Origin of the sequence: Spiroplasma endosymbiont of Megaselia nigra (genome assembly GCF_003987485.1) — a bacterium.
Taxonomy (GTDB): Bacteria; Bacillota_I; Bacilli_A; order Mycoplasmatales; family Mycoplasmataceae; genus Spiroplasma.
In genome coordinates this window covers 1-8,347 of sequence record NZ_RCOO01000046.1, presented here as the reverse complement: position 1 = coordinate 8,347, position 8,347 = coordinate 1, and the positions used below count along the sequence as shown (strand labels likewise).

Here is an 8,347-nt window from a genome sequence, read left to right as displayed (position 1 = left end):
TTTTTGAGCAATAAAACTTATCTTATTATTTTTAACTTCTTGTACTATCATTTTTCTAAAATCTGCTGTATATTTATTAAATTTTTGTCCTTTTCTTGCCATATAAAAATGCACCTCCTCTAAAAGTTTAGTAAAGTTCTTTTTTAATTTTACTTACTTTTTGGGGTGCAGTCTACCCTTTTTACTAATACTTACTTTTTGGGGTGCACTCTATCGCATTTAAGAAAACATTATATGCTAAATAAACAATTGCAAATGCAATAAACCTATGAATAACTAAATTTTTTCAATTGTTAAATCTTCGCCCTTCATCTGACACACAACTCACAACCACCACCGGAGATATCACATAAAGCACAAACAATTAAAATGTTCGCCAAAACAATAATAAATTTATCAACAACAAAATATAAATCATAAATGTTTCAGAAAACAAACATATTAAATAATTAAAGTGAACACTATCATCAAACGTTCAACTTGCGGGAACATAATCAAAGTCGTGCATACCATTATCAAACGACGAATTAAATATAAACAACCCAATATCTTTGGTACTTAAATAACCATTATTAATAATAGTTTGAGTAATTGTATTAATCACATAATTAAAAAAGATAAAAGCAACCGGAATTGCTGGAATTGCTATTACAGCCAAAAATAAATTAAGTCATACTTTTTTAAATTTTTGACCCTTATCCTTGACATGCGCCATCATAATCTCAATCAACCGAATTGACACACATAACATTGCTAGGGCAATTGCAATGCCAATACAAACTCAAAATGCCGCTGGTATCCCCATTCAACTATTCTCAGTACCAAACAACAACTTATCCGTTAACTTACCAGCCCCCATAAAATAAATCACTTCTTGCATTTGACCCAACAACCACAAAATCGGACGAATAAAAAACAAATACAATATCGCCGAAACCGCTTGCAACACGTTCTCCATAAAACCACCAGTACCACCCATTGGTGTTGGCGTTGTTTCTATAGCGGCAGTTGACATTGAATTATTGACAACATCAGTATTAAAACTATCGGGGTTAAAAAAATTTCACACTGCAAAAACAACCGTAAAAAGGATTAATAAAAATAGCATTGTTGGTAAAAAGGCAATGCCAATAATTAATGCTATTTTTTTAATAATTTTATTAACTGTTGTTGAAATTGAACTTACACCACTATTTATCTGTTTTGATTTTTTTGATTTCAGATTGAAATTAAATCAATCATTTTTCTTTTTTTTTAAACGCATTTATTTTATCCAAAATAAGCAATAATGCTATCTTTAAATATCAAAACAAAGGTTGGCGTTATTACCACTCCAACTAAACATAAAAACGTTTATCCAACACGTTTGATTGTTTCTTTACGCTCCATACTATTTTTATCCCCAGTACCACTAATAAAATAAACTGACAAATAAATAATTGCCACCGCAAACGCTACCACAACCAACGAGGCACTACCACAGTTAATAATTTTTTCTACTAACTGCTGTGTTGCATTCATCTACAGCCCCACCTTTCTGTTCTTCATCATCTCTTTTATTTTGTAATTCTTCCTTACTATCAACGGGTGGTTTGAAATGAAACTTAATTCCCAACACTAAACCACAAATAACACCAATAATGCAAGAACCACAAAATATAACTAAAAATATTGTCCCCACAACACTATTGATTAAAAAATTAAGAATTATGCCCATCATCAGTTTTTCCCCCACTTTCTTGCTCTGCTTTTGCTTCCGCTTCTTCTTTTGCTAACTGTGCTCTACGCTCTACTTCTTTTTTATCACTAAGCACATTCCGAATTTTCGTTCTTCAAGGACGCAACCAATATCTTCACAACAACATCCCCACAAGACCAAGACCCGCAAGCACAGCAACCACTATCCCCAGTATTTTTCAAAACGATTTTGTTTTTTCACTGTCCGGCGTCGGGGTTGGTGTTGGTTGGTATTTTTGCTGAACTAGAATTGTTTTGATAGCAAAACTCAACAGTTTTGTACTACCACTAACTGATTGAACTTTAATATCTTTGCTGGTCGTTCAATCACCAGCAACAAGGGGATCAACACTGATAACATAGTCGGTGTTTTCTACAACATTTGGAACATACTTTTCAACTTGCGCTTTTACACTAACAAGTATTTTTGTTTTATAGTTATCAATTTCATCTTGGCTAACATTTTTAATGTTATCAACAACAAAGTTATCTAACTTTAAATCTAAATGAGCTAAGCTTTGTTTTCAAATTTTCGATAACTCAGATAACTTATTTAATTGACTAGAACTATAACCACGGATATTTTTATATCCATTATCTTCTGCTCACTGTTCAAAGTTTTTACCTTTATCAGTGTTCCAGTATGCTTCTTTTGTTTTATCCTTATAAACTTGTAAATAAATAGTATTTGTTTGTCCTAGTTCATTTTTTAACTCAATTAAGTATTTTCCTTTCACCGCACCAAGTTGTGACCCATCAAGTTTAATCCCACTTGTTGGGTCAATGGGGATTGATTGTGATGTTTTATTTCACTTATCATCACAACCATAGACAATACCAGTTATGACACTACTTGGTGTTGGTTTAACCATTGTTATAACACTTTCACTATTTGCATAGTAAAATGTATCAACTTTATTTGTCATTTTACTACTGTCAAGTTGTGCCAAATAATCTTTATCAACTATCGCACTGCTTACGGTTGGTTTTAATTCAATTTTTAAATCAACCACCGTTGCTGGAACAACATTGTATTTAACATCAACCGATCCAGCATAACTTTTACTACCTGATTTTGCTGATAAAGTTGCAGAATGATTATCTTTTTTTGTTATTTCAATTTGCGAAAAATCATCAATAATTTCACTATTTGCTTTATTTACTGCTAAGAAAATAGTGTCATCTTTATTATCAATGATATTTCCTAAATCAGTGATTTTGATTAAATCACTTAGATTTTGTTGCGCTGGTGGCATTGGTGGGTCAATTTTTGCCAACATTGACACAATAATATCTTCACTTGTGTATTTTGTCCCATTAATATTGTATTTAATAACTAATTTGTGATCTTTGGCAGTGGTTTCGGGTTTAACATTGATTTTCCATTGTTTACTTGTTTGTGGTTGTAAAGAACCATCCCAATAAACTTCTTCAACATTTGGGTTATTGATATTGATGTTTGTTTCACCATCAACTGTCAAACGCATTCCAGCGTTAGACCAAGTCGCCGTTTTAGAACCATCAGCAAGTGAAAACAAAATTCCTTGTTGAAATTGAGTTTTATCAATATTTCAATTAATAATATTCCCATTACTATCTATTTCGGGTGTTTGGGGCTCATTTAAACCATCTCAACAATAAACCGATTTAAAATATGTACCATTATCTTTATTTCAACTTATAACATCACTTATTGAACTTACTTTATTTATAAATAAGTTATCACCAACTCTTGTTAATGCTAATTCATAATTACCTTGACTATCTAAAACTTTTCTTCTATCTGAATAATTAATGTTTTGGAAAGATTTTATTCGTCAATTATTAATATCTTTTCCATGCCATATAACAATATATCACTTATTATCAATTTTACTAAATGGTTTTGTGACTGCTTCAAGTTTTTCTCAATTTTTATATTCAATACCTTTTATTTTTATATCAAACCCAGTTGTGACATCTTTTTCAGTTGTCACAACATCGCGTTTAACACGAGTTAGTGTTGTATTTGCCAATAAAGGAGCAGGAACACTTGCTGTCAAGGTTGATATGGTTAATATGCTTAGTATTTTTTTCATGTCGTTATTTCCTTTCTGAATAAAAAAGAGAATAGCACCAACGCACTATCCCCACAAGCAATTTTCAACATATTTCAAAGTAGTATCACAAAAATACCACCAAGAAATATGTTAAAATTGTCTGTGGAAACGCTAGTAAACGCTAGTGTTTCCACGATAGTAATTTATTTTGCGATAAATTACTATCACTCAATTTTTATTAAAAATATTTAATTCCATAAATATTATATCACTATAAACAATCTTGTTTATGGTTTTTTATTTTATTACAGAAAAAAGAGCAAAGATTGATATTTGATACATTTGGGCTAGGTACCAAAAATAAAAATATCTTGGTAAGCATATTATAACACAATTTGTTATTTCCCACAGTTTTTATTGCCCATATTGACCGTAAATCACTTATCATCGACTTTTTGAATAACAAAGCTACAATTCAAACACTTTTGTAAATCAACATCAATAATCATTAAATTATGATTGCAAGTATCTTTATTTTATACTTTTTTTAATGAACTTATATCTACTTTTTCTTTTTTCATTCATTGTAAAATTCTTTTACTGCTAATCTAAATAAAGCAGAATTATTAATTGGTACACCGCAATTTTTCAATTCTTTTATCATTTGTTTTGTTTCTATATCAATTGAAATTGTTTTAAATTCTTGTTTACAAGATTTAAAAATGGGACTATTATTTACTTCTATTGTTTTTGTATTAATTGGCATTAAACTTGATGGGTCACAACTTGGTGCGGTTTTTGAATCTTGATGGTTTATTTTTTCTTCGGCAATTACTTTTAATCTTTCTAATGCACTTAATTTTTTTTCACTCATTAAAGAATATCCTTTTCTAACAATTCTAAATATAAATTATAAAAAGGGTTTTTTTCAGTAATTCTATATTTATTAACAATTGTTTCTTGCTGTCTAGAAACTGTATCTGGAATCATTGTATTTAGTAATTTATTATTGATATTTGAATTGCCAATTAATTCAAGCATCACAGAATGAAATTTTGTTTTTTTAACCTTATTAACAAAAAAATATTTAATTTTATTTGTTAATGTTCCACCAAAACTATTTATTGAATTTATAGCTTCCTGATATGGTTTGGTCATAACTTCAATACCTTGATATGAATACAAATGTGGTTCTATCGGAACAATGATAGAATCACAAGCTAATAACATACTTGTAAGCAATTTATCTGCTTTTGGTGATGTATCAAAGAAAACATAATCAAATATTTCACTTAGTATAGTTTGTGTTTTTTTAATATTTTTCATAAATATTGTCACTCCAAAAGAATTTTTATCTAATTCAGATAAAACTTTATTGGCAAGTTCTGTTCAAGACGGAACAATAACAACATTTAAATTATCTGTTTGAATAAATGTATTTAATAAGTCTTCTGTTGTTGAATCTGATTTAAATCATTTTTCAATTTTATTACTGTCAATATAATTTGTTATTAATGAGTTTGTAAGATTAGCTTGCGTGTTTTCCCCCGTGAAAATAACACTCATTGCGCCACAAACGGCAATAAAAAAATAAGCAACAAAAAACCCTTATTTTTCTTGACAAGTCCATTTATAAGAGTTTTAAATAGGGGACTAAGTCAAATTATTCGGTTTAAATTGATCTAAATATTTCACAAGAATATTAATTAAATTTTTATGATAAGATTATTTCACCTAAAAATTTTTAGGTTATGATTGATTTAAAAATTATCAATTATCAACTTAGGAAAATAACACAATAATAATTTCAGAAAGGAAATACAGAAATGAAAAAACTACTAAGTTTATTAAGTGTGTTAACAATTAGTGGAACTGCTTTACCAACAACAGTTGCCGCTAGTCCTTATCAAAAAGAAGAAAAATTAAATAGAAATAAAAGAGATACTTGACAACAAGTAAGACAAATTAATAGACCTTTTAGTAGTTTTGGGCAAAATAAAAAAGAAATAATAAGTTTATTAGGTTCAAATGGTCAAGAAAGAGGTAAAGTTTATCTTGATCTTGATTATTCAAAAATAAGGTTTTCTGGGGATGATGAATATTTTGATACAAATTATTTAAATTACAAAAAAATTGAAATTAGAAATCAAAATAATCAATTAGTTAAAAATATTGAAATTGGCGGAGCGGGCACAATGAAATTTATTATACATTATTTTGATTTACAAAACGGTATTGATTATAATAATGGATATAGCATTAAAATATGATCAGCTGTAGCAAATAAAACAAGATTTGTAAAAAATGATAGTCCAGATAATGTTTATATTTGAAATACTTCTGAAGGAGAATGAACAGAAAAGTTTATAATAATGAATGATAAATTGTGAGAACCAAATATTTTAATAGAAAAATTTCCTAATTTAATAAGTAGACCATTAATTAGACGAACAAGTAATGATAATCAAAATAATTATGCACCAGATTTAGTAATAGATGAATGAGATGATAATCTTAATCAATATTATAATTCTTTAATTAGTATTGTAAATTATTTAAATAGAGAAAGAATAATAGAACAATTTGGCAGAACGAATGGTACTTATCGTTTAAGTAATCAAAATGGATATTTTATTAATAGGTATACAATTTCAAGGCTTATCTAGTTTAAGGAATACTGTTGAATTAGTTTTTGATAGATCAAATTTATATCTTCAAGGATTTATTTTAAGAGAATCTATGGTTGGAAAAACGAATGCTTATGGAACATATTATTATTTTTCAGATAGTACTTATAGAACAAATTTAGGAATTAATCATTTAACTAATGTAAATTTAAACTTTGGAGGAAGTTATACTAATTTAATCGCTGACGGAGATATTAATATTTCTTCACAATCAATATTCAATTCTTTTCGATTTTTAGCTTCTTTTAATAATAGTAATCAACAAAGAAATAACATATCATCTAATTTAATGCGTGTAATTTTAGCTACTTCAGAAGCACTTAGATTTAACAATATAATTAGTACAATTCAACGTAATAATAATCCTATTTCATGAAGAAGCTATTTCTCAAATTTATTAACTAATTGAGGTTCATTAAGTCAAGACATTATACGTCGAATAAATAATGGTATACAACATGGTATACAATTCTATGACCCAATTAACGATAATTCTAATAGAATTTGTCCAACTTTAATGGCTTTTCTTTTAAACGTAAGAATATTAAATAATAAATAATTAAAATTTCTATGATGGAAATAAAAATTTAATTTATTTTCATTTTTAATTAAATTATTAAAAATAGAAAGATTAAATATGAAAAAAATAATAAGTCTTTTATGAAAAATTACTTTAATTGGAACAAGTACAACCAATTTAGTTGCTTGTAATACAATAAAGTATAATTAAAAAAACTAAAATAAAAACAGAAAATATAAATCTTATTTTCTGTTTTTATTTATTTCATATTTTATACGTGGTTAGCTCTTCTCACGCGTAGTTATTTATTTTATTATTTATATAATATCTGTTGTTTTGGTATAGTATAGGAAAAGTTTTGGAATTATATTGGAAGAAAAGAGATAATAAAAATAGGCGATTTACCAAACAGCAAAAACAATATGATAAAGACCATATCTTGGGTTTGTTTATTCGTTGTCTTGCTACACTGTGGTTTTACGCAAGTTCTGTACTTTGTTGATAGGGGAGTTAATCTAAGTTGTCTAATTCCCCTAATAATTGTTCGAGTTCTTTTTCGGATAATTTTGGTGGGTCATCCTTGTTTTTTTCATAGTGTGTGTTAAAATTATCGACAAGAGAATTTTTCTCTTGTAATTCATTTTTAACTTTTTTATTAGCAGAATGTTTGGCTTTGATTGAGGCTTGAAATTCTGCTTTTTGTTTAGCCATTGCTTGTACTTCAGTTTGGTATTTTTTATCAACGTCAGCCAAAAATTATTCGCGGTTTTTAAACTTACGAAGGCGAGGTTCGATTGCTTGTCATTTTTCAAATTGACGGCGCAGCGTATTTAAGCGATGGAATTTGTACATATTGGTTTTAATCATTGCATCCCAACCAGTCGCTTTAATGTGGGTTCCGTCGGGATAATAAATATGATTTGTGCCAAAAACACGAACGCCAACATTAAACCAATTAGGGTCTGTTTTTGTAACATGAATGTCTTTTTTTGCCACACTGATAAAGTTATCACCAACACGCACCTTATTTGATAATGGGGTATGTTTGTAGATATCTGATTTATGGACAAAAAAGTTACACATGTGTTTTTGATTATCTAACTGATTAAAAACCTTAAACCGACCACCCGTTGGTAATTTAACAAAGTGATAATTAACTTGCTCTGCTTGTAATACCAATTCTTGCATAATAATATGCTCCTTTCTGCGGTTTTGAGCAAATTTAAGCCCCATATAAGCGTTGAAATTTTCCAAAATGTAGTATAACCATACCAAAACAACATATTTAATAAATTTTATATATTTTTTAAATAAGTTTAGTAGTAATTTTATTCAAAAAAGTAATAAATAACCACCTAGTTCCT

The 8,347-nt window shown here is 28.3% G+C and carries 11 protein-coding genes; 2 read left to right on the top strand and 9 right to left on the bottom strand.

The annotated features are described in order from the left end of the window. Positions 1-184: 184 nt before the first annotated feature. The 7 genes from D9R21_RS08515 to D9R21_RS03075 all read right to left on the bottom strand — a co-directional run bounded on the left by D9R21_RS08515 (position 185) and on the right by D9R21_RS03075 (position 5,342). Positions 185-319: a hypothetical protein gene (locus D9R21_RS08515; protein WP_255416608.1), complete on the bottom strand. Its 135-nt coding sequence runs from the start codon at positions 317-319 to the stop codon at positions 185-187. A 45-nt stretch (positions 320-364) separates the two neighbouring features. Next, positions 365-1,264, bottom strand: a complete 900-nt coding sequence (locus D9R21_RS03095) for an Mbov_0396 family ICE element transmembrane protein (RefSeq protein WP_126821054.1) — start codon at positions 1,262-1,264, stop codon at positions 365-367. A gap of 89 nt (positions 1,265-1,353) precedes the next feature. Beyond that, complete coding sequence (locus D9R21_RS06960; RefSeq protein WP_158613857.1) at positions 1,354-1,521, bottom strand: hypothetical protein; 168 nt, start codon at positions 1,519-1,521, stop codon at positions 1,354-1,356. Beyond that, positions 1,484-1,720: a hypothetical protein gene (locus D9R21_RS03090; RefSeq protein ID WP_126821053.1), complete on the bottom strand. Its 237-nt coding sequence runs from the start codon at positions 1,718-1,720 to the stop codon at positions 1,484-1,486. Before D9R21_RS03090 ends, D9R21_RS06960 begins: the two co-directional genes overlap by 38 nt. Beyond that, a complete protein-coding gene (locus D9R21_RS03085) occupies positions 1,701-3,815 on the bottom strand; it encodes a DUF3688 family protein (RefSeq protein WP_126821052.1) in 2,115 nt (704 codons plus the stop codon). The genes D9R21_RS03090 and D9R21_RS03085 overlap by 20 nt, the downstream gene beginning before the upstream one ends. Before the next feature lie 523 nt (positions 3,816-4,338). Beyond that, positions 4,339-4,650 carry a hypothetical protein gene (locus D9R21_RS03080; RefSeq protein ID WP_126821051.1) on the bottom strand — a complete coding sequence of 104 codons (312 nt, stop codon included), beginning with the start codon at positions 4,648-4,650 and terminating at the stop codon, positions 4,339-4,341. Next, entirely contained in the window at positions 4,650-5,342 is a 693-nt protein-coding gene (locus D9R21_RS03075; RefSeq protein WP_126821050.1) for a ParA family protein, read from the bottom strand. The genes D9R21_RS03080 and D9R21_RS03075 overlap by 1 nt, the downstream gene beginning before the upstream one ends. Positions 5,343-5,602: 260 nt before the next feature. Between D9R21_RS03075 and D9R21_RS03070 the strand changes: the two genes are divergently transcribed. Together D9R21_RS03070 and D9R21_RS03065 are read left to right on the top strand one after the other, a co-directional pair. Further along, the gene (locus D9R21_RS03070) at positions 5,603-6,442 is read left to right on the top strand and encodes a hypothetical protein (protein WP_126821049.1); all 840 of its coding nucleotides are present in this window, start codon (positions 5,603-5,605) and stop codon (positions 6,440-6,442) included. Next, on the top strand, positions 6,399-7,022 hold the full coding sequence (locus tag D9R21_RS03065) for a ribosome-inactivating family protein (protein ID WP_126821048.1): 624 nt from the start codon (positions 6,399-6,401) through the stop codon (positions 7,020-7,022). Before D9R21_RS03070 ends, D9R21_RS03065 begins: the two co-directional genes overlap by 44 nt. A gap of 471 nt (positions 7,023-7,493) precedes the next feature. Here D9R21_RS03065 and D9R21_RS03060 read toward each other — a convergent pair whose 3' ends face one another. Next, positions 7,494-7,736 carry a hypothetical protein gene (locus D9R21_RS03060; protein ID WP_126821047.1) on the bottom strand — a complete coding sequence of 81 codons (243 nt, stop codon included), beginning with the start codon at positions 7,734-7,736 and terminating at the stop codon, positions 7,494-7,496. Between the two features lie 3 nt (positions 7,737-7,739). Beyond that, positions 7,740-8,171: a hypothetical protein gene (locus D9R21_RS03055; protein ID WP_148108823.1), complete on the bottom strand. Its 432-nt coding sequence runs from the start codon at positions 8,169-8,171 to the stop codon at positions 7,740-7,742. Positions 8,172-8,347 lie beyond the last annotated feature (176 nt).